Origin of the sequence: Qipengyuania algicida, from assembly GCF_009828025.1 — a bacterium.
Taxonomy (GTDB): domain Bacteria; phylum Pseudomonadota; class Alphaproteobacteria; order Sphingomonadales; family Sphingomonadaceae; genus Qipengyuania; species Qipengyuania algicida.
Map to the genome: position 1 here is coordinate 128602 of NZ_WTYA01000005.1, position 23770 is coordinate 152371.

Genomic DNA, 23770 nt, shown 5'->3' on the forward strand with positions numbered 1-23770 from the left:
TTTACGTGAAGGTCAATGTGGCTGCGGGGTGGCACTATCGCGCAGGCGATGCAACCGGCAGCGCAATAGCGCGCGATTCCGTAACGGCGTTCCTACCAGTCCTGCAACAGCTTGAGCAGTTCTGCTGGCGAATCGATCACCGCATCACCACCCAGTTCGTGCGGTGGCTTGTCGTTATAGCCATATCCGGCCACCACAACCGGCATCTCAGCCGCTCGGGCAGCCGCCACATCATAAGAGCTGTCACCGATATACACCATCGCGCCGCCGCCACAGCGCTCGCGGGCGGTAAGTAGCTGGTCCGGGGCAGGCTTTGCAGTGCCCTTGCCGAGCGTATCTCCGCCCAGCAGAGTCGAGAAGCAGTCGATCAGCTGAAGCTCGGTCAGGATTTTGCGGGCAAAGCTTTCGAACTTGTTGGTCACCAGCGCCAACGGAATCCCGCGTCCATACAGATCGGAAAGAACCTCGCTCATCCCTGGGAAGGGCGCGGTATGGACGGCGCAATTTTCTCCGTAATAGGCCAGCATCTGCTTGTAGAGTGAACGGAACTCGTCATCCGGCAGGCCGCCTTGTTGCTCGATCGCGCGCGCCAGCATCAGCTTCGCCCCGCCACCGATGAGGTCTTTCATGCTCTCGTCTGGCACCGGATCGAAACCCCTTATGCCAAGCGCATAGTTCACTGCTTCGCCAAGATCGCGATGCGTGTCGAGTACGGTTCCGTCGAGATCGAAACCTACGATAGCAAAAGGAAAATCGCTCATCGCATCAGGAGATGGCGATCATCGCTTCAAACCGCAAGCGAAGGATGGCATGGCGTTGTCCATGACCGACACGACCCGCGAATTCGCCACCATCATTCTCGCCGCAGGCAAAGGCACACGCATGAAGAGCGATCTGCACAAGGTGCTCCATCCGATCGCCGGTCAGCCGATGCTGATGCACCTGTTGGCGAGCGTCGATTCGCTGGGGCCGGCGCGCAAGGTGGTGGTGGTCGGTTCGGGCCGGGATCAGCTCGAGAATGCGCTTGCGGGAAGCGCGGTGACAGCCTTGCAGGAGCCGCAGCTGGGCACCGGTCATGCGGTTCAGCAGGCAGAGATTGCGCTGGCAGGATATGACGGCGATGTGCTCGTGCTCTATGGCGATGTCCCCTTCGTGCGCCCGCAGACCATGGCAGCGATGCTCGACCGGCTGCACGAGGCCGACAGCCCAAAGGTGGTCGTACTGGCTTTCGAACCGGACGATGCGGGGCACTATGGCCGGGTGATCGCTGACGATATGGGGCGCATCGCGAAGATGGTCGAATACAAGGATGCGAGCGAAGAAGAGCGCGCCTGCCGTGTATGCAATTCGGGCCTGATGGCTGGGCGTGCTGCGGATATGTTCGATCTGTTACGTCGAGTCGGTAACGACAACGCCCAACAGGAATATTATCTCGTCGACGTGGTCAACATCGCCAATGCCGATGGCGATTTGTGTACGGCGATCACCACCGACCGTCCGGACGAAGTCGCCGGGATCAACAGCCGTGCTGAACTCGCCGCCGCGGAGGCGCAGTGGCAGGAATTTCGCCGCGAGGAAGCGATGGCCGATGGTGCGACGCTGCGCGATCCGCCGTCGGTGTTCTTCAGCTTCGATACAAAGCTGGGCCGCGATGTCACGATCGAACCCAATGTCGTGTTTGGCCCCGGCGTCACCGTCGCCGACGGGGCGCACATAAAGGCATTCTGCCATCTCGAGGGCGCGACTCTGGGAGAGGGGGTCGAAGTTGGGCCGTTCGCCCGGCTTCGCCCCGGTGCAGTGCTGGAGAAAAACGCCTTCGTCGGCAATTTCGTCGAAGTGAAAAAGACCGTGATGCATGAAGGGGCCAAAGCCAGCCATCTGACCTATCTGGGCGATGCCGAAGTCGGGGCAGGGGCCAATATCGGCGCGGGCACCATCACCTGCAATTACGATGGCTATTTCAAATACAAGACGACCATCGGCCCGCGTGCGTTCATAGGATCGAACAGTGCGCTGGTGGCACCCGTTTCAATCGGTGCCGACGCAATCGTCGGTGCGGGCAGCACGGTGACGCGCGATGTTCTCGACGGCGAATTGCGGCTGGTCCGCGCCGAACAATCGGTCAAGCCAGGCTGGGCGGACCGTTTCCATGAAGCGATGCGAAAGAAGAAAGCTGCCGCGAAAGAGGGGCGCGAGACAAGCTGAAACAAGCGCTTTTAGCGTCGTAAGTATGCCGTGATTACGCGGTCATGCATTTTGGCACTGGCGATCGGGCGATAATCCTGCGCGAGAGTCCGCTTCACGATGGCCGCAACATCCGGGCTCTGCACAGTGAACGGCACGTTCGCGGCGACGATCACTGGGGGCTTGTGGGACAGAATGCGGCGCACCTCACCGGGTTGGCTGGTCCCCAACGCATCATGTTCGAGCAGGTTGTTCAGGTGATCGGGATAAATGAAGCGCGTCGGCAGGCAACTTCCGGTCATGCGATATAACGCCGTCGGCCCGTCGTAAACCCACAGGCAGGCGCTGTGCGAAACATGCGGGGCAATAGCTTCTGCCAACTGTGTGGTTTGGGCTTTCTCCGTCCTTGCAAGCTGATAGCGATCGGGAATCTGCAAAATGAGAATTCCCAGCATCACCAGGAGCAATGCCGAAAATGGTCCGAACGGCCCGCGACGGTCGAGCAGCGGCGTAACGAGCAGCACCGCGGCCGGAACCGCCGCGGCGTAGTAGTAGAGATAGACGGTCGAAGGCAGGAACACAGTTGCCAGGCAAGACAACAGCCAGACGGCGTAGAACCAGTAGCGCGCGGGATTTTCCGGTCGCTTGACGCGGAACGCCCCATAGATGCCGAGCGCGGCCATTATCATGAGTGGATTGGTCCACACCACATCTCGCGAACTGAATCGACCGAGCGGTCCGGCCGCGCGCGCGAAGGATGAGGTGATAGTTGCCTGAATGAAAGCGTCGAACCCGCTGATGGAAGCATAGAAAATTGCCACCAGAACGGTCGGCATCGCCCCGATCAACCCGTAGAGTGTGCCGAGGCGCAGGACGCCTGCCAAGTCGAGGCCTCGGCGCCATTGCGAATAGAGCACACATCCGCCCAGCATCATACACTGCGGCAGCACCGTGACCTTGATCTGCATGGCCAACCCGCCGAGGAGCATCGCCCAGAGCGCGCGCCGCGATGCATCGCGACGATCCGGGTCGCGTACCAACCAGACCATGCCAAGCATGAGCGGTACGTGAAATGCCTCGGATTGCCCGGAATAGCTCGCATAGGCGGCCATCCAGATAACATACAGCGTCCCCGCCGCGGTCGCACCGAAGCGATCTGTGAGATCACGGGCAAGATGATAAGTAAGCAGGGCGCCGGCAAAGGTGAAGATCGCGGCAAGTGTCTGATAAGCGATCGGACCCGGACCCAAGGTCCAATGTGCAAACGCGTATAATGCATAAAGTCCGAAGGATTTGCGGTCCCACAGATCGATATAGGGCAATTTCCCATGCAGCATTTGCTGCCCGATCAATGAATAGAGCTGTTCGTCGATATCGGCCACGGGATCGCCGAACCAGATGATGCGCGTCGCCAATACGGCGATAGCCAAAATCGCCACGACAGCGGCCCGGCTCGCTGCCTTGGCGCCATAGGTGCTGCGATCAGTCGTGATAGCGGTGGTCACCAAGTCCGCTGGTCCTGTCTTGAAACGGAGGCAATGACAGGGTTCACTGGCAGAATATGGTTAATAAACTGCTGCATTGGAGCTGTTACCTTCGCCCAAAAACTGGCGATGGCGTCCAAGACGACTCGAACGGCGCGTGCTGCTGTTGAAAGCGTCCCAATTGCGTCTGCTCATTTGAGTCCGGGCGTGAATGATGAACAAGCCTTACCGGTCCGAATTGGGATGAGTGGGACACTTGAATATCAACTATTCAAGGTTAACGGACGGAAGCAATTGGCGATTACAATCCACCTAAATTCCCGGTTTCCTGTTTGCGTGCTTCGCGATCAGGGTCTATGTATACGGTTGAATATATTGGATGGAATTGCGCCATAGGGTCGGCTGCCGTAATTAAACTCAGCCAGTTAGTATGGTAAATCAAGCAGACTCAACGTTCAGGTTTCGGGGAAATGATGCACAGTTTCGGTACACTTAGCATTTTTTACCCGCGCCACATTCATTTGGTTGGTATAGAAAATTTATGCCAATATTAACTTTCCTTAATACCCGTAAGGGCAAGATGATCGCAGTCGGTACCGCCGCGGCGATTGCTTTGGGGACAGCGGGTGTGTTGTGGGAAAGCGCGCCCACGAAGAACGACGGCAGCGGACAGTCGCTGGGGCGCTTCGATACGCTTACCAAACTGGGCTCTGAAGCGATCGATGCGCTCGAGGCGCGCTCTCCCGGTCCCCGGATCGGGGGCATCGCGCTGAAGGGCAAAGGCAAGGGCAAGCGCGCCCGCGCGTTGCCGCGTGAGCGGTTGGCCAAGGCCAAGCCGAAGCCCGCACCGACCGAAAAGGCGCTCGGCAAGATCTTCTATCCGTCCGAGTTCGCACTTAACTCTGTCCCTGCGGCACTCCCAGGATTGCCCAGCCTGGATTTCGCTCCGCCAGTTATCGGTGGGGGGACGGGTAGTCCGTTTGTGCCGGGGACCCCTGGCGGAGGCGGCTTTGTCTTTATTCCGCCGGGCGGCGGTGGCGGCTCACCCCCTCCGACTGGCGGAGGGGGTGGCGGCAATCCTCCACCACCGCCTCCACCACCGCCTCCACCATCGGCAGTGCCCGAACCGGCGACATGGCTGCTCATGATCATTGGATTCGGCGTGATCGGCGGGGCGTTGCGCAGAAAGAAGGCTGCTCTTCTTGCGGTATGATGCCATCGTGCGTGCGTGGATGGGATTTGCGGTTGTTCTGATTGCAATTGCTGCTCTCGTCGGTGCGACCATCTGGGTCCTTGCACCCGCCGAAGCCGCACGTACCGAACCAGTTGCACTGCCAAAGAGCGTCACGAGCGCGCCATCGCTGCCGCATCTCGCGCACGACAGCGGGGATCGCCTCTACCTGACTCCAGAAGCGAGCCGTTTGGCCGCGAAGGACGGATTGCTACCTGCCGGTATCAAATCGATCATCGATACCACGGGTCAGCTCAAATACGGCCAGTATAAGTGGGATACGGTTGGTGTCCCGCCGGGCAAGCTCAAGATCAGGGTCGATCTCGATCGCCAGCTGATCTCGGTGTTCATCGGCCCGCACGAAGTGGGCACGGCGATCATCGTCTATGGCGCGAATGGCAAGGAATCGCCACGCGGACATCTGCCGATTCTCGGCAAGACCAAGGATTATCACTCGATCACCTATGATGCACCCATGCCCTATTCGCTGTGGCTTCGCAGCGACGGCGTGGCGATTCATGGGAGCGAGGTGACGCCGGGTCATGCCACCAACGGCTGCATTGGCGTGCCGACCGAATTCGCCAAGCGCCTCTTCGAACTGGCTCACAAGGGCGACATCGTCGATATCGTTGGCGACGCCAAAGCAGGCTGATCGATTGCCGCCGGCAATTTAAGCCTAGCATTAACCTTTTGCATTTACGCCGTCTTTGCGCCGCGGCGTGCAAGCTCCCGTGGTCAAGCGGAGTTTGCCTATGTCACCTCTTGCCCGCAACCTCACACGCGTCCTTGCGCTCGTCAGCGCGTCCCCGCTGCTGCTCAGCGCGCAGGGTATGCATGTCGGTTTCGATGATCGATTGCTTGCAGGACACAACCGTGCCCGGCTGGCAATGGGTATGGCACCGATGCAATGGGACAACCGCCTTGCCCGCGATGCGCAGGTCTGGGCGAACAAGCTCGCCAGCACGGGTCAGTTCTATCATTCGCCGGACGTACCGGGAAAACCGCTGGAAGGCGAAAACCTCTGGGCCGGAACTACAGGCGCGTTTACGCCGGAAGACATGGTTGGACTGTGGCTGAAGGAGAAGCGCTTTTTCCGTCATGGTAGTTTCCCCAACAATAGCACTACCGGCAATATACTGGACGTCGCACACTACACGCAGGTCATCTGGCACGACACGCGAAAGGTCGGCTGTGCGCTGGCGCATGGCGATGGCGAGGATGTACTGGTCTGCCGCTACAGCACTTACGGCAATGTGGTGGGTGACAATCCGCTCAAGCCCAATCCAGCTTTGCAGCGCCTCGACTTTGCTCCTTCATTGCAGGTTGCGGCTGGGAATGACGATGACTTGGGCTCGATCAGCTTTACGCCTGCCGTAATAGAGCCGTTCAGGATTGCCCTGCCCGAAACACAGCTCAAGCTGGATGAAAGTGACTACACGCCGCTGTTCGCGACCCAGCCGGTCCAAGTGGGCAAGGTCACAATCTCGCCCTTCGATCTACCGCAGATCGATTGATCCGGAAGGGTCGCCACCTGTTGGCTTTTTGATGTTCCTTAGTCTGGCTGTCGCCAGCGTCGCCCGCGCGTCACATGATCGAAAGCGGCGGGTCTGATAACCCTGCAACGGGATTCAGCAATCACCTTATGAGTGCGCCGCAACTCCTGTGGACTGGCGGCATAATCTGTTGCCGCAATGAGCAACCACGGTGTTAGCCTATAAGACAGGCGCCTGCCGTCACTACGACCCAGGCGGCGCAGGCAAGTCCTAGAATGGTCCACGCTCGGGTCGCCAGAGGCAGTTTTTCGGTCGCCAGCGCACCGCTCGCAAGGTCGGATGCTTCCGAAATCCAATATTGCCTCAATCGCTCGAGTTGTATGAGGGGCTCGGGCTTTGCTGGGGCTGCCGTGGGAGTAGGATCCGAACGCAGCAAAGCGGCGCTGAGAACGGATTGCGACAGCGGCGTCTTGAACCGACAGCCGAACAGTCCTTCGTCCGCCCATACGATCTCGGCAGCGTAGGTTTCGCCGTCGGGCAGTGCGATCTCGAATTTCTCGCCAACCGTCATCGCGCTGTCGGCAGAAACCAGCATTCCGGTCTTCGACAGGTTATGCACGAGCGCACCCTGGCGGGCATCCTCTCTGGTGAGTTGCGTTTCCAGCCTGAGGACCCGGCGATCGGCATCCCGTTGATTGGATGCCGGGGCAAATGTTGCCGTTAGAGCGTGCATGAGCATGAAGCCATTTATCGCGGATAGCGGATAACTGTGCAGTAAAACGAAGGGGTTAAAATAGTATGATTTTCGCTTTTTTGGCGGTGCTTGTGGCCATGAATCAACAAGGGGGCAGGCTATCGCCTACCCCCAAATCAACTGGTGTATGCTAAGGTAATCTCAGTCGGTGACATGTTCGGCGAGGACAGTCAGTCCTTCCGCGGAAACTTCCGCAAATCCTCCCCGTACGACGATTTCCTCTGCCTGAGCTCCTTCGGTCTTGAACACCCTCACGGCGCCATCGCGAATGGTCGACATCAGCGGGGCGTGGCCGCCCAACACACCGAACTCGCCCTCGGTACCGGGGACGACTACCATGTAGACCTCCTCGGAGCGAACCAGCTTTTCCGGTGTGACGAGTTCGAAGTGCAGGGGCATGTCGTTTTCCTAAGCCTCAGGCGTCCGCGGCCAGTTTCTTGGCCTTTTCGACGACCTGTTCGATCCCGCCGACCATGTAGAAGGCGGCTTCGGGCAGGTGATCGTATTCGCCGTCGACCACGGCCTTGAAGCTCTTCACCGTGTCTTCGAGCTGGACGAATACGCCCGGGATGTTGGTGAAGACCTCGGCGACGTGGAACGGCTGGCTGAGGAAGCGCTGGATCTTGCGCGCGCGGGCGACGGTCAGCTTATCCTCTTCCGACAGTTCGTCCATGCCGAGAATGGCGATGATGTCCTGCAGGCTCTTGTACTTCTGCAGCGTCTCCTGGACGCGGCGAGCGGTTTCGTAATGCTCCTGCCCGACGACGCGCGGTTCGAGCACACGACTGGTCGAATCGAGCGGATCGACCGCCGGATAAATACCGAGTTCGGAGATCGCACGGCTCAACGTAGTGGTCGCGTCGAGGTGGGCGAAGGAGGCGGCAGGTGCAGGGTCGGTCAAGTCGTCGGCCGGCACATAGATCGCCTGGACCGAGGTGATCGAGCCCTTGGTGGTCGAGGTGATGCGTTCCTGCAGGTTGCCCATGTCGGTGGCGAGAGTGGGCTGATAGCCCACCGCCGACGGGATACGGCCGAGCAGCGCCGACACTTCCGAGCCTGCCTGCGTGAAGCGGAAGATGTTGTCGACGAAGAACAGCACGTCCTGGCCTTCGACGTCGCGGAAATACTCCGCCATGGTCAGACCGGTCAGCGCAACGCGGGCACGCGCACCCGGAGGTTCGTTCATCTGGCCGAACACCAGCGCCACCTTGGAACCTTCCGAGGTCGCATTGCCATCGGCGTCCTTGGCGATGACGCCTGCGTCGAGGAATTCGTGGTAGAGGTCGTTGCCCTCGCGGGTACGTTCACCCACGCCGGCGAAGACGGACACGCCGCCGTGGCCCTTGGCGATGTTGTTGATCAGTTCCTGGATCAGCACGGTCTTGCCGACACCGGCGCCGCCGAACAGGCCGATCTTGCCGCCCTTGGCGTAAGGCGCGAGCAGGTCGATCACCTTAATGCCGGTGACGAGGATCGCCGCTTCGGTCGACTGGTCGATGAATGCCGGGGCTTCGGCGTGGATCGGCATGGTGCTTTCCGCGCCGACCGGGCCGCGCTCGTCGATCGGTGCGCCGACGACGTTCATGATCCGGCCGAGCGTCTTGGGACCGACCGGCACCGAGATTTGCGAACCGGTGTTCACGACTTCCTGCCCGCGGGTGAGGCCATCGGTGCCGTCCATCGCGATGGTACGCACGGTGTTCTCACCAAGGTGCTGCGCAACTTCGAGAACCAGCGTGTTCTCGCCGTTCTTGGTTTCGAGCGCGGTGAGGATCGGTGGCAACTCGCCAGGGAAAGCGACGTCGACGACCGCGCCGATAACCTGCGCAATGGTGCCGTTGGGGCTTTGGTTCAGTTTGGGTGCGGTGGCCATGATGCGTTTATCCTGGTCAAAAGGTTATTGGGCTTAGTTCTTGCCCTTGGGGTGTGCGGCGCAAATCTTGTCGGCATCGACGAGGACGTATTCGCCGTCCTTCTGATCGACCGTTGCGGTGTTGCGGAGGTACTTGTCTTTCCCGAGGCCGAACTGGCAGATAAAGCTGGTCGCGCCCATGCCATTCGCCTTGCACGTTGCAATCACCACCTTGTCGGCGTCTGGACATGCCTTGGCGAGCACCTTGCTGAAGGTTTCCTGATCGGGCGGTGGAAGGCGATTGATCGTCGCGGTCGGCGTTGGCACCGCAGTCTGCGTCGGCTGAGGTGTCGGCTGCGAACCGCAAGCGGCCAAAGCAAATGCCGGAGCCAGTGCGAGGAGAAGGGTAGTTCTGTTCACGTAAGGAGTTCCTGGTTGGCGTACCCTGATGGGACGGCAAGATTTGTTACAGGGCTTCGGCGCCGGCGATGATTTCGATGAGTTCGGTCGTGATCGCGGCCTGACGGCTACGGTTATACTGAATGGTCAGCTTGTTGATCAGATCCCCGGCGTTGCGCGTAGCGTTGTCCATCGCGGTCATCGAGGCACCCTGTTCGCTGGCGGCGAGTTCGAGCAGCGCGCCGAACAATTGCGTGCGGACATAACGTGGCAGCAGTTCGGCGAGGATCGCTTCCTCGTCCGGTTCGTATTCGACCACCGCTCCGGCTTGCGCGGTCGCCGATGCGGTTGCGGTCTCTTCGGGACGCGGGACCGGGATCAACTGCTGGACGGTGGGATCCTGCGACAACGCCGACTTGAACTGCGGGTAAACCAGATGCGCGACATCGAACTTGCCCTGATCGAACATGGCAATCAATTCGCTGGCAATCGTTTCTGCTTCCTCGAAGCCCGGATCACGCACATTCGAAGTATCGAAATGCTTGTTGATCCGGTCGGCGAAATCGCGCTTGATCGGCGCGCGGCCCTTGCGCCCCACGAGGTAGAATTCGACCGTCTTGCCTTGCGCGATCAGCTCACGCGCCTTGGCCTTGGCGGCCTTGACGATATTGGCGTTGAGACCGCCGCACAGGCCCTTGTCGGTGTTCACCACCACCAGCATGTGCCGCTGGTTCGAGCCTGTGCCGCGCAGCAACAGCGGACCGCTCTCGCCACGCACCTTGCCCGCCAGCGAACCCATCACCTTGGCCAACCGCTCCGCATAAGGGCGCGCGGCCTCGGCAGCGGCCTGCGCCCGGCGCAGCTTCGCTGCGGCGACCATCTGCTTCGCCTTGGTGATCTTTTGGGTCGACTTGACCGACTTGATCCGGTTCTTGAGTTCCTTGAGCGAGGCCATGCGCCAGCTCCCTTAGGCGAACTGCTTGGCAAAGGCTTCGAGCGCCTTCACCGTGCGGTCCTTGATGCCGTCATCGAACTTCTTGCTCTCGCGGATATCCTTGAGGACGTCGGCGTGATCGTGGCGCATGAAGCTCAGCATCTGCTCTTCGTATTCGGTGACCCGGTTGGTGTCGATTGCATCGAGAAAGCCATTGGTGCCCGCGAAGATCGAAACGGTCTGCTCTTCGAAGGGCATCGGGCTGAACTGGCGCTGCTTGAGCAGCTCCGTCAGGCGCGCGCCGCGATTGAGCAGCTTCTGCGTCGCGGCGTCGAGGTCCGAGCCGAACTGCGCGAACGCCGCCATTTCGCGGTACTGCGCAAGGTCGAGTTTCATCGAGCCGGAGACGGTCTTCATCGCCTTTGTCTGCGCGGCACCGCCGACGCGGCTGACCGACAGGCCGACGTTGATCGCCGGGCGAATGCCCTGATAGAACAGCTCGGTCTCAAGGAAGATCTGGCCATCGGTGATCGAGATCACGTTGGTTGGAATATAGGCCGACACGTCGCCCGCCTGCGTTTCGATGATCGGCAGCGCGGTCAGCGAACCGCCGCCTTCGGCATCGCTCATCTTGGCGGCGCGCTCGAGCAGGCGGCTGTGCAGGTAGAACACGTCACCCGGATAGGCTTCGCGGCCCGGCGGGCGGCGCAGCAGCAGCGACATCTGACGATAGGCGACCGCCTGCTTGGAAAGGTCGTCATAGACGATGACGGCGTGCATGCCGTTGTCGCGGAAGAATTCGCCCATCGCGCAACCCGTGTAGGGTGCGAGATACTGCAACGGAGCGGGCTCCGATGCGGTGGCGGCGACGACGATCGAATATTCCATCGCGCCGTTTTCTTCGAGCTGGCGGACGATCTGCGCGACGGTCGAACGCTTCTGGCCGACTGCGACATAGATACAATAAAGCTTCTTGCTCTCGTCGTCGCCCTGGTTCGGACCCTTCTGGTTGATGAAGGTGTCGATCGCGACGGCGGTCTTGCCGGTCTGGCGGTCACCGATGATCAGCTCGCGCTGGCCGCGGCCGACTGGTACGAGCGCGTCGATTGCCTTGAGGCCCGACTGCACCGGCTCGGAAACCGATTGGCGCGGGATGATGCCCGGCGCCTTCACCTCGACGCGGCGACGCTCGGTGCTTTCGATCGGGCCCTTGCCGTCGATCGGGTTGCCCAGAGCATCGACGACGCGGCCAAGCAGGCCCTTGCCGACGGGCACGTCGACAATGGTGCCAGTGCGCTTGACGGTATCGCCTTCCTTAATGCCGGTGTCGGCACCGAAGATCACCGCGCCGACATTGTCGGCTTCGAGGTTCAACGCCATGCCTTGCACGCCGTCGGAAAATTCGATCATCTCACCAGCCTGAACCTGGTCGAGGCCGTGGATGCGGGCAATACCGTCGCCCACGCTGAGCACGGTGCCGACTTCGCTTACTTCGGCCTCGGTGCCGAAATTGGCGATCTGGTCCTTGATGACCTTGGAAATTTCTGCGGCGCGGATATCCATGATGTGCTTTCGTCCTTTGGGCCGGGCGTCAGGCTTGCAGAGCCTGGGATAGTGAGTTGAGGCGGGTGCGGATCGAACCGTCGATGCGCCTGGAACCAAGCGTCACGACGAGTCCGCCGAGGAGTTCTGGATCGACCTTCGTCGACAGCTTGACCGTGCGCCCCTCGCGCGCAGTCAGTTTCTGACGCAGCTTTTCAAGCTGGTCATCGGTCAACGCACGAGCGCTGGTTACTTCTGCCGTGAGCTCGCCGCGCTGAGCGGCGGCAATCTGGCGGAAAGCGCGGATCACGGCGGGCAATTGATTTAAGCGGCGGTTCTGCGCGAGCACGCCGAGAAAATTGGCAGTCAGCTGCGACAGGCCAAGCAATGGTGCGACACCGGCAAGTGCCTGTTCGGCTTCGGTACGCGATACGCGCGGATGGACGGTCAGAGCCTTGAGCTCGGCCGATTCGCCAAGCGCGGCCTCGATTTTGTCGAGGTCCGATTCGACAGCCGTGACTGTGCCGCCCTCGCTCGCGAGATCGAACAGTGCAGCAGCATATCGTCCTGACAGGCTAGCCTGAATACCGGCGGAAATCTCCACGCCTTCACCCTCTTGCGTTCGGAAATTAGCGATTTTGACCTTATCCGATGTGGGCACGACTATGGTTCCCCGACTAAGGCTGGCGCGCGACTAGCATTGGGAGTTACGCGATGCAACCCGGCGCGTGATGGCATTTCCCCTGACCGGGCAATTGGAGTAGGTCGGACTGTATAACATATAAGGAGAGAGTTGATGGCGCTTGAGCCGCTTGCCGCCGAATGCGGAGTGGAGATTCACGGGGTGCAGATCGCACGGGCCGATGATGCGCAGATGGAAGAGATTCGCAACGCCGTTTACGAGCATGGTGTTGCGGTGTTTCGCGATCAGGAGCTGACACCCGAGCAGCACATCGCCTTCGCTAAAGCATGGGGCGGGATCGACCTCAACGCATATTTCCCGCTCGAAGCCGCCTATCCCGAGATCGCGCTGGTCCGCAAACGCGCCGATCAGCAGACCAATATCGGCGGGGCGTGGCACACTGACCATTCTTATGACCAGGTTCCGGCGATGGGCTCGATCCTCGTTGCCCGCACTCTGCCGCCGTCGGGAGGGGACACGCTGTTTTCGCACATGGGTGCCGCTTACGATGCGTTGTCTGACGAGTTGAAGGCCGCAATCGAGAACCTGTCCGCCTATCACACCGCCGACCATGTCTATAAGGAGGGCGGAATTTATTCGCAGACGGACATCGGGGGCGAATTGCGTGGGCAGGATGTGCGCACCGGTGCGGTGCATCCGGTGGTGATTCGCCATCCGCGCACCGGACGCAAGCTGCTCTATGTGAATCCCTCCTTCACCATCCACTTCACCGGACAAACGCGCGAAGAGAGCCTGCCGCTGCTCCAGCAATTGTTCGCCGAGGCGATGAACCCGACGCATCAGTGCCGTGTGGTGTGGCAACACGGTTCGGTGGCGATCTGGGACAACCGCACCACCTGGCATAATGCGATGAACGATTATCAGGGCCATGCGCGCGAGATGCACCGCATCACCCTGACCGGCGAACCGCTCGCCGCCTAGCCCGGACTTATATTACGGCGTTGGCCCGGCCTTCGCAGGCTGGCCGTCCTCGCCCACGACGTCGCAGCTATATACCAGCCGCTCGTTGGGCTGCGAGGGCAGGGCGGAAAGCACGCCCGCTTGCTGATCGCCGAGCTTGGCGGCCGCCGCATTGCCCCCGCATTCGGGTGCGGAATACTTGCCGCGGGCCGCGCGCGCAGCCTGCATTGCCTCGTTCGATAGCGGATAGCGTTCGACCCGGAACTCGCGGCGGTCAGGATCGAAGCTGTTGACCGACACCTCCTGATCCTCGTTCGGCACCAGGACACGTTGCCAGCTGCCATTGGCAAAGCCGTATTGCGTGCGCCCGTTGACGCAGCCGGTCGCGTTCCAGGTGAAATCGAGATCGTCGGTGCGCGAAGTCGTCACCCGGCTACGCTGCTGGTCGATATGGCACAGGTAACGCCGTGTGCCCTTGTGACCGTCGAGCGAAACCTCGTCCTGCCCCGAACCCGTTTTCGCCTCGGGCGCCATCGCGGCGGTCACTCGCCGGTCGATCTCGTCGATGCCAGGGCGGGTGATTTGCAGGAACAGGACCAGCGCAACCGACACTCCGGCCCCCGCAAATGCGATCTTGTTTGGCTGCGGAAGTGGTGCGGGCTCTCCGTCCGCCGTCGTCCGGGGGCGCTTCTCGTAAGCCCACCAGCCAAGCCCGGCGGCGATCAGCAGCAGCAGCACGCTCGCCAACATCCGGTCGTCGCGTTCGTCGCGCACCTTCATCTCGGCGACAAACTGCGCCCGGTCGCGCTTGGCACGCTCGGCCTCGTTTCGGCCCTCCAGCGCCACGCGAGCGTCGATCTGTTCCTGCTGTGCGCGTGCGCGTTCCTGCGCATTGAGGTCGGCCATCGAGCGACAGGGGCTGGAATTGATCCGCGCATCGATGCCGTTGTCGCGCAGAAACGGGATCAGTTCCTTGTCCGACACCGCGAAGAAGAATTCGGCATCCGAGCTGGAGGAATCGGCGCCGAAACTGTTGACGCCGAGCACGCGCCCGCAGGCATCGAGCAGCGGACCGCCCGAATTGCCGCGCCCGATCGGAGCGGTATGAAGCAGCGTGTCGAACTGGCGACTGGGGCGTGTGCCGGACAGATAGCCATGGCTTTTTACCGGCGGTTGCGACTGGATGATGTCGGCGAGGCTCAACCCCTGCGCCCGGTCGACGTTCAGCGGATAGCCGACCGCAGTCACTTCGCCGGCATCGGGGGGCGGTCCACCGGCGATAGCCAGCGGCGGCAGGTGGATTGCGCTCGAAATGGAGATCAGCGCGAGGTCGTTGCGCGGCGAAAACGCGAGGATCTGGCCATAGACCGCGCGCCCGCCGTCCGAAGGGACAATGGCAATCTTGAGCGCATCGTCCTGAGCCGCGTCGCGCACCACATGGGCGTTGGTCACGATCGTGTCGGGCGTCACCGCAAAGCCGGTGCCGTGGCCGACCGGGGATACGCCGTCCTGATTGGTACTGACGATCACCACCCGTACCACTCCGCGTGCGGCGGCATCGATGTCGGACGGATCGGCGCGCAGCAGCGAAGCCGAAAGCAGGGCAAAGGCGACGGCGAGCAGTCTGGCGATACGCAGCATTGCCGCCGCCTTTAGCTTGCCCATGACATTGACCGCAAGCGCCGGGATGCGACCGGCGGTGGAGGGCGTAGAACAGGCAGCTGAAAGGAACCTGCCGTGACTTACCGAATAGAAGGACTCGACCCTCAAACCTTCGCCCCGCTGTTTGGCATGGATCAAGAGCAACGCGCGGCGAATCTCGCCGAGCTGGTGACAGCCACCAGCGATACGGGTTTTCCTTGCCGGGTCTCGCTGGAGGATGCGGCACAGGGGGAGGCGGTCATGCTGTTGCATCATGTCTCCAACGATGTCGCCAGGCCATTCCGTATGGCCCACGCAATCTATGTGAGGCAGGAAGCGAAACGCTCAGTTCCGTGGACCGACCGGGTACCACCGATGCTCGACCGGCGATCCATTGGATTGCGCGCGTTCGACGGTGAGGGAATGATGCGCAAGGCGATGCTCGCGGCACCGGGCGAAGGAGATGGTGTAATCCGCGCATTGTTCGCCGACGATTCGATCGCTTATATCCATGCGCACAATGCCGCATACGGATGTTTCCTCGCCGCGGTGGAGCGGCACCATGATTGATCGCGCGCTCACTGACGAGCAGCGCTGGCGCATCGCGCTGGCCAAGGATCGGCGCTATGACGGGGCCTTCGTGACCGGCGTCCACTCGACCGGCATCTATTGCCGTCCGTCCTGCCCCGCACGGCCGCCCAAGCGCGAGAACGTGCGCTTTTACGCAAGCTGCGCCGAGGCGGAGGCGGCGGGCCTGCGCGCGTGCAAGCGGTGCGCGCCCGACCGGCAATCGAACGAGGAGGCTGCGGTGCTCGCCGCGATCGACGAGATTCGGCAGACGACCGACGCTGCGCCGACGCTCGACGAACTGGCGCAGCTCACCGGCTATTCGCCGACCCATTTCCAGCGATTGTTCAAACGCGCCACCGGGCTCTCGCCCGCTGCCTATGCCCGCGCGCTGCGGGAAGAGCGGGCGCGCGATGCGCTGGGCGAGGGCAGCGTGACGGGCGCAATTTACGAAGCCGGCTATGGCGCGCCAAGCCGCTTTTACGAAGCAACGAAGGACAAGATGGGCATGGTTCCGAGCGCGTGGGCGAAGGGCGGCGAGGGCGTGACGATCCACTGGGCGGTGGTCGATACCTCTCTGGGCGAAATGCTGGTCGCCGCAACCGACAAGGGTGTGTGCCGCCTCTCCTTCGCCGAAGGGCCTGAAGCCTTGCGCACCCGCTTTCCCAAGGCCGCGCTGGTCGAAGGCGGGGCGGATTTTGAGGCGCTGCTGGCCGAAGTGGTCGCCAGCGTCGAGGCGCCGGGCGACTTCGCCCATATCCCGCTCGATGTAAAAGGCACCGCCTTTCAGGAGGCGTGCTGGAAGGCGCTGCGCGAAATCCCTGCTGGAGAAACGCGCACCTATGCCGAGATCGCCGCGGCGGCGGGCAATCCCAAGGCGGTACGCGCGGCGGGCAGTGCGAACGCGCGCAACAATGTCGCCGTGTTGATCCCCTGCCACCGCGTGATCCGCACCGGCGGTGATCTCGGCGGCTATGCCTACGGCCTCGATATCAAACGCGAACTGCTGCGGCGGGAGGGTGCGGATTAAGCTTTCTGGGCGTGTTGGACCGAAGTTGGAAAGCCGCAGGGTATTCCGAGGATATGGAACACATGGAACACGGTCCTGAAGGTAAAAAGTTGCAGTGGCGAAAACGGCAGCTTTGAGAACTTCCAGGACGCGATTTTCGAGCGTGATCGCCATGCGGGGACGCTGGCATGGGGTGGCGCGGGTAGGAAAGATCGGTCGGCAGCTATCTACGAATTTGCAGCCGTTGCTTCAGCTTATCGCGAGCGCCTCTTTAGTTAACAGCACCCATCTATCTTTCGCGGTCTTTTTATAGGTTATGGCGAAGTGTCCGGCTGCAAGTGGGCCTGAGGATTCACTAGTATACATCAGCGCAGTCGAGCCGTCCTTACTTAGAACGGGAACCGACATCGCGAGCAAATTCACCGGCCATTGGCTTAGGAGAGTTATCGCATTGATTCGATGGTCGTCATGCAAAACGCTTGTCTCGTTCAGCCAACTTTTCAGACTAGGACATTGCTCTACCACACTGACATTGCGAATGTCAGAAGACTCAAGGATTAAAGGAAGAGTTGGATCATTCTTGAACCGTGGGTTTTGACGCAAAAATAATTGTACCTTCTGCGGTAAAGGCGAGCGCGGTTCGGGTCTTTGCCAAATGGCGATTTGTCGACTTGATTTGCTTTTGAACGCCTTAGCGTAGTCCAGCGCGATCCCACACGCAGCTTCAGGTACAGCGGGACTTGCATCGTCAGCTGAACACGCAGCACATGCCACAATGATTATAGCTGTTAACACGAATTTCGGGCGCATCACGTAAGAACTATCAATGATCTCGATTACTCTGACAATGTCAGCTTCCACAACATTGCAGACATAACCGCAACGCCATCCCCTAACACATTTAACTGGCGCAGTTTCGTTTCCGGTGGTGACGGGTACGCTGTCGAAAGCCGAGCTGGCCGCTTATGCAAATCGTATTGTTGGCGGTTGCCTATCCATATTCGATAATAACTGGATCGCTGGCTGAATTTCAGTGGACCTGTTCCGCCGCAGGCAAGCCCATCGTTTCGCGCAAACCTGCCTGCTCTTTTGGAGTTATATATCCAGCGATCTGCTCTCCGTCCGGGTCATCGGTCAGCGTGATCTCTTCTGGCTCGGCCGACGCATCGGCTGCCGGATCGACGCATAATCGCAAGCGTGTGGTGCCGCGGCGTTTGCCCGGTTCCAGCACCTCGGCACGGCGATTGCTGCGCAGGGTCACGAGCATCCCCGGCGCGAAGATGCCGACGCTCTGCATGAAGGCGAACAGCAGCGACCGGTCGAAATGACCCTCGGTTCCCCACATGTAAGCCAGCGCATCGACCGGCGTCCAGGCGTTCTTGTATCCGCGATCGGAGGTGAGGGCATCGTAGACATCGCAGATCGCGCCGAGCCGGGCGACCTCCGAAATTTCGTGCCCGGCGAGGCCTTTGGGATATCCCGTACCGTCCATCTTCTCGTGATGGTGCAGGCACACATCGAGCGCATGGTCGGGCATTTCCGGCAGCTCTGAAATGATCGAGTGGCCGAACTGCGGGTGCTTGCGGACCTCAAGCAACTGGGTGTCGGTCAAGCTGCCCTCGTCGTTGAGGATTTCTTCCGGGATGCCCACCTTGCCAAGGTCATGCAACAGGCCTGCAAGGCCGTATTTACGCCTCTCGGACATAGGTTTGCCCTGCTGGCGCGCCACATTGACCATCAGTGCGCACACGGCGATCGAATGCATATACGTATATTCGCTCTTCTTCTTGAGCCCGACAACCTTGAGCAATGCCTCCGGGCTTTCCTCGATGCTTTCGACAACGTCGGCCACTATGTCAGAGACCTTGTTCATCCGGATCGCACGCCCCAGCCGGACATCGGTAAAGGTCTCGCGCATCAGCTTCTTGGAGCGCGTGACGAGCGTCCGTGCCCGTTGCAGATCGGTCCTTTCGCGTTCGACAGGCGAAAAAGCCGTATTCTTGGGCCAGATGCGCAGTTTTTCGCGCGACGGATGGGATTGCGACGTCTTGCTCGGCACCTGGGATGGCGAGTCTTCAGCAGGTTCGGGACGCACGGATTTACCGTCGTCGACGAGCACGTAGTCCACGTCGCTCTGGCGGACTCGGGCAAGGGTTTTGGGATCGTCGACGACGAATTTAGCGCGCCAGAAGGGATGGGAAAGCCATGAGCCGGTAAAGCCCTCGACGTACATTCCCATTTCAACTTCGTCGGGCCGTATTCGTCTCGTCATTCCCATCATCCGGCGTGGCGGGAATCGCCGCGCACATGCTTCCTGGTCAGAGGTTACCAATGCCGTTCTGCCGATCAGATAAAAGCTTGTGGTCTATAACGGGTTAAGAATTGTAGATCGGCGCAATGGCCGAAATCTCGCGCGGGTTTCGCAGGTGAAGCGATCACGCCGCCCGGCCCAAGGGATAGGTCAGCCCGTCCTGTCGCATGGGCGCTTCATTTGACTAGTGCCGCCGCGCTTGCGACAATTGGGCCGACGCGCTCGAATACGATGCGCATTTCCCGGCGACGCCCCCATGTCGCACAAATCCAGTTCAAGAAGGATATTTATGGCAACCCCCAACAACGGCGACACCGTCGTCATCGATTATACCGTAAGCAGGACCGATGGCGCTGTCGTCGGCGATACCAAGGAAACCGGTCCGCAGACGATCACGCTGGGTCAAAACGCGATCTTCCCGCAGATCGAGGAAACGCTGACCGGCATGGCTGTGGGTGATCAGGAGACCGTGACCGTCTCCAGCGACAAGGCTTTCGGTCCGCGCCGTGAAGAGCTGCTGATCGATATTCCGCGTGCCAATCTGCCGCCTGAACCCGCTCCCGAACCTGGCATGGCCTTGCAGGCGCAGCAGCAGGATGGTTCGGCGATCACGCTTTATGTGGTCGAGGTGGGCGATCAGACGGTCAAGGCGGATGGCAACCACCCGCTTGCCGGTGAAGACCTGACCTTCGGCGTCACCCTGCGCGAGATCAAGCAGGCGGCGTAAACCGCAACCGAGTTCCGGCCCGATCGCGCAGTGCGGCTGGTCCGGAACGCCCTTTCAGTCGCGAGCCCAGCCTTTCGTTGCTGGCTCCAGCGTGTCGAGAAGCACCTCCGCGCTTTGGAGATACTCGCGCTGTTTGGCATCCCCCATCCGATCCCATGTCGCGTAGATCCGCCCGATCCGCGCATTGCTCTCCAGCGTATCGCGATGGCGGTGCATGAAGTGCCAGTAGAGCGGGTTGAACGGACATGCGCCGTCGCCGGCCTTCTTGTTCGGCGAATACCGGCATGAGGCGCAGTAGTTGCTCATCTTGTTGATGTAATTGCCGCTCGCCGCATAGGGCTTTGACGCCAGAACCCCGCCATCGGCATAGAGGATCATTGCCGCGACATTGGGCAATTCGACCCATTCGTATGCGTCGGCATAAACCACTAGAAACCAGTCCTGCACTTCCCACGGCTTGATCCCGGCGAGCAGGCAGAAATTGCCGAGCACCATCAGCCGTTGGATATGGTGGGCATGGGCGTTGTCGCGGGTCGAGCGGATGCAGTCGGCGAGGCAGGCCATGTCGGTTTCGCCAGTCCAGAAGAATTCGGGCAGGGCGCGCTGGGCATTGAGTGCATTGGCACGTTGCAAATGCGGCATCTGGTGCCAGTAGAAGCCTCGCACATATTCGCGCCAGCCGATGATCTGGCGGATGAAGCCCTCAACCGAATTGAGCGGCGCACGCCCGTCCTCATACGCCTGTTCGGCGCGCTGGCACAGTTCCAGCGGATCGAGCAGGCCGAGGTTGAGGCTGGTCGAGAGCAGCGAATGGTACAGCTGGTCCTCGCCCGCCACCATCGCGTCCTGATAAGGGCCGAATTTCTCGATGCGTTCGGCGAAGAAGGCGTCGGCGGCTTTTTCGGCCTGATCGCGCGTTACCGGCCAGCCGAAAGAGTCGAGTGTGCCGAAATGGCCGTCGAAGCGGTCCTCGACCAGCGCTGTGACCTCTTTCGTGATCGTATCGGGTTCGAACAGCGGACGCGTCGGAGCCGAGAGGCCATCCTTGGGCGGCTTGCGGTTGTCCGGATCGTAATTCCACTGCCCGCCCACAGGTTTTCCATCTTTTATCAACAGGCCTGTCCGCTTGCGCATCTCGCGGTAGAAGAACTCCATGCGGAGCTCCTTACGCCCTTCGGCCCATGCGGCGAATTCGGATGGGGAGCATAGGAAACGGTCGTCTTCGAGCAGTTCGACCTCGCAGGCGAACTTGTCCGCCCATTCGCGTTGCGCCTCGCGCACCCGCCACTCGCCCGCCTCGACGCAGCGGATCAGGCGGGGCTCGTGTCGCTCGACCGCGCGCGCCAGCTCGCCGGTGAAGCTGCCCGAATTGCCCTCATCGTCCAGCTTCACATAGTCGACCTGCCAACCCGCCTGTTCCAGTTCGGCGGCGAAATGGCGCATGGCGGAAAAGATCAGCGCGATCTTCTGCTTGTGATGTTTGACGTAGCTTGCCTCGTCCCACACCTCCATCATCAGCACTACGGTATCGTCCTTGGCGCGCCCACGCAGGCTCGCAATCGTGCGGGTGAGCTGGTCGCCGAAGATGGGGACGAGAACGGGGCAGGTCATGACAGGGCTAACGAGGCGGGGTCATGGAAGTGCCCTCAGACAAAGCTATAAGGATCGATGTCGACGCCCACGCGCACTCCGGCGGGATGGTCGAGCGGGCCGAGCCAGCCGCGGATGATGTCCTGCAATTGCGCGCTGCGCTTTGCGTTGATGAGCAGGCGATAGCGATAGCGTCCACGCAGCAGGCTGAGCGGGGCGGGGGCAGGGCCATAGATCGCAAGGTCGGGCAGATCGGGCTTGGCGCGGCCGATCTTCTGCGCCGCCTCGCGCGCTTCGCCTTCCTCCTCGCTCGAAATGATGATCGCCGCCCAGCGCCCGAATGGCGGCGCACCTGCCATCCGGCGAGCTTCTGTCTCCGCTTCATAAAAGGCGTCGCGATCCCCGGCGGCGAGCGCGGCGATCACCGGCGCATCGGGGTGGCGCGTCTGGATCAGCACCTCGCCCGGCTTGGTCCCGCGTCCGGCGCGCCCGGCGACTTGTGCGACCTGCTGGTAGGTCCGCTCCGCCGCGCGCAAATCGCCGCCCTCCAGCCCGAGATCGGCATCGACCACGCCCACCAGAGTGAGCTCGGGGAAATGGAACCCCTTGGTTACCAATTGCGTGCCCACGATCACATCGACCGCGCCTTGCTCGACCAGCGAGACGAATTCCGCCGCGCGTCCGGGCGAGTTGAGCGTGTCGGAAGTGGCCACGAACACGCGCGCCTCGGGCAGGCGCTCGGCCACCTCGTCGGCGATCCGCTCCACGCCGGGGCCGCAGGCGACGAGACAGTCGGCCTCGCCGCACTCGGGGCAACGTTCGGGCACCGGGGTCTCGTGCCCGCAATGGTGGCAGGCGAGCTGCCCGGTAAAGCGGTGTTCGACCAGCCAGGCGCTGCAATTTGGGCACTGGAAGCGGAAACCGCAATTGCGGCATAGCGTCAGCGGGGCATAGCCGCGCCGGTTGAGGAACAGCAGCGCCTGCTCGCCGCGTTCGAGACGTTCCTCGATCCCCGCCACCAGCCGTTCGGCCAGCCAATGCCCGCGCGGGGGCTTTTCCCTGGTCAGGTCGATAGTGTCGATCGCGGGAAGTTGCGCTCCACCGAAACGGCTCGGCAGTTGGAGGCGGGTGTAGGTCCCGTTCTCCGCCATGGCGAGGCTTTCGAGTGCCGGGGTCGCGCTGGCGAGGATGACCGGCACACGTTCGAAATGCGCACGCATCACCGCCACGTCGCGGGCGTTGTAGCGCACACCGTCGTCCTGCTTGAAGCTGACCTCATGCGCTTCGTCGACCACGATCAGGCCGAGCTTCCTGAAAGGCAGGAACAGCGCCGAGCGCGCGCCGACTACGACCTGTGCCGAGCCGCTGGCTACGGCGCGCCATGCCCGCCTGCGCTCGGTAGATTTGAGCGAGGAATGCCACAGTACCGGCGCTGCCCCGAAACGTTCGGAAAAGCGCGTGAGGAACGCTTCGGTGAGTGCGATCTCGGGCAAGAGCACCAGCGCCTGCCGCCCCATTCGCAAGGCTTCGGCGATGGGCTCGAAATAGGTCTCGGTTTTGCCCGAACCCGTCACTCCGTCGAGCAGATAGGGCGCAAAGCCCCCATCGCGGACCGAGGTTCCGAATGTCTCGGCGACTTCGGCTTGCTCGGCGCTGAGGTCCGGTACGGCAAAATTGGGCACGGAGAGGGGATAAGGGCGGTCGCTATCGACCTCGACCGGCTCGAGCACGCCCTGATTGACCAGCCCGCGCAATACGCCTTCCGACACGCCTGCCAATCCGGCGAGTTCGCGAATCGAGGCCTGTTCGCCCTCCAGCGCTTCGATTGCGGCCTGGCGCTGCGCCGTCATGCGTTCGGGCAAGCCACCGGACAGGCGGTACTCGATGGCCGTGGCAGGACCCTTGAGCGCGCCGCCGGACGACAGCGCCATGCGCGCGACCGAGGCGAGCGAGGCGCAGTAGTAATCCGCGCACCATTCGATCAGCCGTCTGAGCGGCGCGGCGATGGGCGGCACCGGCAAGACCTCGCGTATCGGCCTCAGCTTGGCTTCGGGGACGGGATCGCCCGGCAGACGCCCTTCGTCCCAAACGATTCCGACGATTGTCCGCGGCCCGAGCGGCACGGCAACCACCGAACCGGCCTCGACCGCCATGCCGTCAGGCAGGCGATAATCGAGCGGGCCAAGGGCGGCATTGAAAACGAGGCAGCGTACGCGGGTCATTACTCGCCCCTATGTGTCCCTGCTGCTCACTACAGGCAACCCGCTCATTGGCATGTCGCTGATGAATGAAATCCAGCGTTGTTTGCTGCGCAAACCGACGATTCGGAAAAGCAAGAAGCCGGCGGCGCAATGCTGTCTCATTTTGGCGCAGACTAAGATTTTGCAGTTGCGAAGATTAACATTCGGTAATAACAACGAGCCAAGCCGTAAGGGTGATTGAATCACCG

The 23770-nt window shown here is 61.4% G+C and carries 22 protein-coding genes; 8 read left to right on the forward strand and 14 right to left on the reverse strand.

Features of this window, described 5'->3' with window-relative positions; genetic code table 11:
* Positions 1–92 precede the first annotated feature (92 nt).
* Complete coding sequence (locus GRI58_RS07905; protein ID WP_160753035.1) at positions 93–761, reverse strand: HAD-IA family hydrolase; 669 nt, start codon at positions 759–761, stop codon at positions 93–95.
* A 61-nt stretch (positions 762–822) separates the two neighbouring features.
* Between GRI58_RS07905 and glmU the strand changes: the two genes are divergently transcribed.
* A complete protein-coding gene (gene glmU / locus GRI58_RS07910) occupies positions 823–2205 on the forward strand; it encodes a bifunctional UDP-N-acetylglucosamine diphosphorylase/glucosamine-1-phosphate N-acetyltransferase GlmU (protein WP_160753036.1) in 1383 nt (460 codons plus the stop codon).
* A gap of 11 nt (positions 2206–2216) precedes the next feature.
* Here glmU and GRI58_RS07915 read toward each other — a convergent pair whose 3' ends face one another.
* A complete protein-coding gene (locus GRI58_RS07915; protein WP_160753037.1) occupies positions 2217–3689 on the reverse strand; it encodes an ArnT family glycosyltransferase in 1473 nt (490 codons plus the stop codon).
* A gap of 559 nt (positions 3690–4248) precedes the next feature.
* Between GRI58_RS07915 and GRI58_RS07920 the strand changes: the two genes are divergently transcribed.
* The 3 genes from GRI58_RS07920 (at position 4249) to GRI58_RS07930 (ending at position 6413) form a co-directional block, all read left to right on the forward strand.
* Positions 4249–4881 (forward strand): PEPxxWA-CTERM sorting domain-containing protein, encoded by a 633-nt coding sequence (locus GRI58_RS07920; protein ID WP_160753038.1) that lies wholly within the window; start codon positions 4249–4251, stop codon positions 4879–4881.
* Between the two features lie 7 nt (positions 4882–4888).
* Positions 4889–5551 carry a L,D-transpeptidase family protein gene (locus GRI58_RS07925; protein ID WP_160753039.1) on the forward strand — a complete coding sequence of 221 codons (663 nt, stop codon included), beginning with the start codon at positions 4889–4891 and terminating at the stop codon, positions 5549–5551.
* Positions 5552–5651: 100 nt separating this feature from the next.
* A complete protein-coding gene (locus GRI58_RS07930) occupies positions 5652–6413 on the forward strand; it encodes a CAP domain-containing protein (RefSeq protein ID WP_202386875.1) in 762 nt (253 codons plus the stop codon).
* A 193-nt stretch (positions 6414–6606) separates the two neighbouring features.
* On the opposite strand, the gene GRI58_RS07935 is transcribed toward GRI58_RS07930, so the two are convergent.
* The 7 genes from GRI58_RS07935 to GRI58_RS07965 all read right to left on the reverse strand — a co-directional run bounded on the left by GRI58_RS07935 (position 6607) and on the right by GRI58_RS07965 (position 12477).
* Positions 6607–7125 (reverse strand): PilZ domain-containing protein, encoded by a 519-nt coding sequence (locus GRI58_RS07935; RefSeq protein ID WP_160753041.1) that lies wholly within the window; start codon positions 7123–7125, stop codon positions 6607–6609.
* Positions 7126–7287: 162 nt separating this feature from the next.
* Positions 7288–7545, reverse strand: a complete 258-nt coding sequence (locus GRI58_RS07940; RefSeq protein WP_160753042.1) for an ATP synthase F1 subunit epsilon — start codon at positions 7543–7545, stop codon at positions 7288–7290.
* 16 nt (positions 7546–7561) lie between these two features.
* A complete protein-coding gene (gene atpD, locus GRI58_RS07945; RefSeq protein WP_160753043.1) occupies positions 7562–9019 on the reverse strand; it encodes a F0F1 ATP synthase subunit beta in 1458 nt (485 codons plus the stop codon).
* Between the two features lie 33 nt (positions 9020–9052).
* Positions 9053–9418, reverse strand: coding sequence for a hypothetical protein (locus GRI58_RS07950; RefSeq protein WP_160753044.1), 366 nt, complete (start codon positions 9416–9418; stop codon positions 9053–9055).
* Between the two features lie 46 nt (positions 9419–9464).
* Positions 9465–10352 carry a F0F1 ATP synthase subunit gamma gene (locus GRI58_RS07955; RefSeq protein ID WP_160753045.1) on the reverse strand — a complete coding sequence of 296 codons (888 nt, stop codon included), beginning with the start codon at positions 10350–10352 and terminating at the stop codon, positions 9465–9467.
* Positions 10353–10364: 12 nt separating this feature from the next.
* On the reverse strand, positions 10365–11894 hold the full coding sequence (gene atpA, locus GRI58_RS07960) for a F0F1 ATP synthase subunit alpha (RefSeq protein WP_160753046.1): 1530 nt from the start codon (positions 11892–11894) through the stop codon (positions 10365–10367).
* 28 nt (positions 11895–11922) lie between these two features.
* Positions 11923–12477, reverse strand: a complete 555-nt coding sequence (locus GRI58_RS07965) for a F0F1 ATP synthase subunit delta (protein WP_160753161.1) — start codon at positions 12475–12477, stop codon at positions 11923–11925.
* 192 nt (positions 12478–12669) lie between these two features.
* Here GRI58_RS07965 and GRI58_RS07970 point away from each other — a divergent pair, with 192 nt between their 5' ends.
* Positions 12670–13497: a TauD/TfdA dioxygenase family protein gene (locus tag GRI58_RS07970; RefSeq protein WP_160753047.1), complete on the forward strand. Its 828-nt coding sequence runs from the start codon at positions 12670–12672 to the stop codon at positions 13495–13497.
* 12 nt (positions 13498–13509) lie between these two features.
* Here GRI58_RS07970 and GRI58_RS07975 read toward each other — a convergent pair whose 3' ends face one another.
* Complete coding sequence (locus GRI58_RS07975; protein ID WP_237452180.1) at positions 13510–15246, reverse strand: S1C family serine protease; 1737 nt, start codon at positions 15244–15246, stop codon at positions 13510–13512.
* Between GRI58_RS07975 and GRI58_RS07980 the strand changes: the two genes are divergently transcribed.
* Both GRI58_RS07980 and GRI58_RS07985 read left to right on the forward strand, forming a co-directional pair.
* A complete protein-coding gene (locus GRI58_RS07980) occupies positions 15214–15687 on the forward strand; it encodes a DUF1203 domain-containing protein (protein ID WP_337190922.1) in 474 nt (157 codons plus the stop codon). The genes GRI58_RS07975 and GRI58_RS07980 overlap by 33 nt on opposite strands.
* A complete protein-coding gene (locus GRI58_RS07985) occupies positions 15680–16714 on the forward strand; it encodes a bifunctional transcriptional activator/DNA repair enzyme AdaA (RefSeq protein ID WP_160753048.1) in 1035 nt (344 codons plus the stop codon). Before GRI58_RS07980 ends, GRI58_RS07985 begins: the two co-directional genes overlap by 8 nt.
* A 228-nt stretch (positions 16715–16942) precedes the next feature.
* Here GRI58_RS07985 and GRI58_RS07990 read toward each other — a convergent pair whose 3' ends face one another.
* Both GRI58_RS07990 and GRI58_RS07995 read right to left on the reverse strand, forming a co-directional pair.
* On the reverse strand, positions 16943–17506 hold the full coding sequence (locus tag GRI58_RS07990; RefSeq protein ID WP_237452181.1) for a hypothetical protein: 564 nt from the start codon (positions 17504–17506) through the stop codon (positions 16943–16945).
* Positions 17507–17723: 217 nt separating this feature from the next.
* Positions 17724–18965 (reverse strand): cyclic di-GMP phosphodiesterase, encoded by a 1242-nt coding sequence (locus GRI58_RS07995; RefSeq protein ID WP_160753050.1) that lies wholly within the window; start codon positions 18963–18965, stop codon positions 17724–17726.
* Positions 18966–19293: 328 nt separating this feature from the next.
* Between GRI58_RS07995 and GRI58_RS08000 the strand changes: the two genes are divergently transcribed.
* Complete coding sequence (locus GRI58_RS08000; RefSeq protein WP_160753051.1) at positions 19294–19731, forward strand: FKBP-type peptidyl-prolyl cis-trans isomerase; 438 nt, start codon at positions 19294–19296, stop codon at positions 19729–19731.
* A 54-nt stretch (positions 19732–19785) separates the two neighbouring features.
* Here the strand turns inward: GRI58_RS08000 and GRI58_RS08005 are convergent, their stop codons facing one another.
* The gene (locus tag GRI58_RS08005) at positions 19786–21342 is read right to left on the reverse strand and encodes a cryptochrome/photolyase family protein (RefSeq protein ID WP_160753052.1); all 1557 of its coding nucleotides are present in this window, start codon (positions 21340–21342) and stop codon (positions 19786–19788) included.
* Positions 21343–21377: 35 nt separating this feature from the next.
* Positions 21378–23543: a primosomal protein N' gene (locus tag GRI58_RS08010; RefSeq protein WP_160753053.1), complete on the reverse strand. Its 2166-nt coding sequence runs from the start codon at positions 23541–23543 to the stop codon at positions 21378–21380.
* Between the last annotated feature and the right edge of the window lie 227 nt (positions 23544–23770).